The organism is Micrococcus sp. LASM2_SD2 (assembly GCF_057364565.1).
This window is the reverse complement of sequence record NZ_JBNFOB010000398.1, coordinates 1-1155: the sequence shown is the minus strand read 5'-3', so window position 1 is coordinate 1155 and position 1155 is coordinate 1. Positions and strand designations below refer to the sequence as shown.

General features: G+C 76.2%; 1 protein-coding gene and 1 tRNA gene. Both read left to right on the top strand.

Annotated elements, in window-relative coordinates; genetic code table 11:
- Positions 1-348 precede the first annotated feature (348 nt).
- A tRNA-Val gene (locus AC2W7A_RS12690) sits at positions 349-422 on the top strand.
- Positions 423-831: 409 nt separating this feature from the next.
- Positions 832-1155, top strand: a 324-nt coding sequence (locus AC2W7A_RS12685; RefSeq protein WP_485991646.1) for a hypothetical protein, incomplete at its 3' end; no start/stop codon positions are given.

Sequence of the window (1155 nt, the reverse complement as noted above, 5' to 3'; positions counted from 1 at the left end):
GCCGCAATCGAGCAGGCGGCTCAAGGACACCGCGCGGACCCTGCCGGGCACCTGCGCCGAGGGCCGCGGCGCGGGTCTCGTGGACGCCGCGGCCGCCCCTGGGCGCCTCGGGTGCCGTCCGCTGGCCGCACCGAGTGACCGGACGCGCCCGGCGGCCCGCGCGCCACGGTCACCGGGCGCAGGGCACAGGAGCGAACCCCCTCGGCGCGACGGGACGGGGGGCGGGGACCTGCGGGTCTCCGCCCCCGCTCCGTGCCCGCGCCGCAGGACCGGGTCCCGGTTTGGACCGGCGCGGGGACATCGTGTATATTTCTGCGAGTTGCCCCGCCTGTGCGGGGGACACTTCATGGATCTTTAGCTCAGTTGGTTAGAGCGTTCGCTTCACACGCGAGAGGTCGCTGGTTCGAGTCCAGTAAGATCCACCGCCGCGAGGCCCTCCGTCCACGGAGGGCCTCGCTTCGTTCTGGGCGGGCCGCGGTGCCCGCCGTGCGTGATGTACTGGACCGCGAGGAGCGGCAGGGCACGGCACAGGCAGGAGGTCACGGTGGCGCAGGATCCGCACCCGGAGTCGTTCGATCCCCGTATCCCGGAGGTGCCGGTGGAGGTCTCGGCGATCCCCGTCATCCGCCCCGCCCGCGCCGGGCATGACCCCGCCGCCACGGAGGCCCCGGCCGTCCCGGACGCCGCCCTGCAGCCCGTGGAGGACCCGGCGGAGACCGGCATGGTGGCCAGGCCCACCGAGCCGGCCGCGGACTCGCCGCTCACCCAGCCGCCCCTGTCCGAGCCCGTGACCACCTCCGTGCTCTGCGCCGTCCGAGGGGTGGCGGCCTGGTGCCCGCCCCGCAGACCGTGCCGGATCCGGACGCGAACGTCCTCGACGCGCTCGCCGACCCCGCCTTCGCGGCGGCGCCCTTCGCGCAGGAGCACGACGGAGCGGACCACCTCCCGGGCGGGCACTACCCCGAGGGCGACCTCCTGGGCGAGCACTTCCCCGACCCCGTCCTCGACACGCCGGGGCCGACCGACGCCGGCCACCCCGCCGGGGGGCGCCGGTCGCCGATCCCACCGCGCCGCAGACGCTCATGCACCAGACCCCTCGGGGAGTCCTCCGTCCAGGTCCCGCCCGTCTTCTCCCCGGCCACCGGCCCCGCGCCC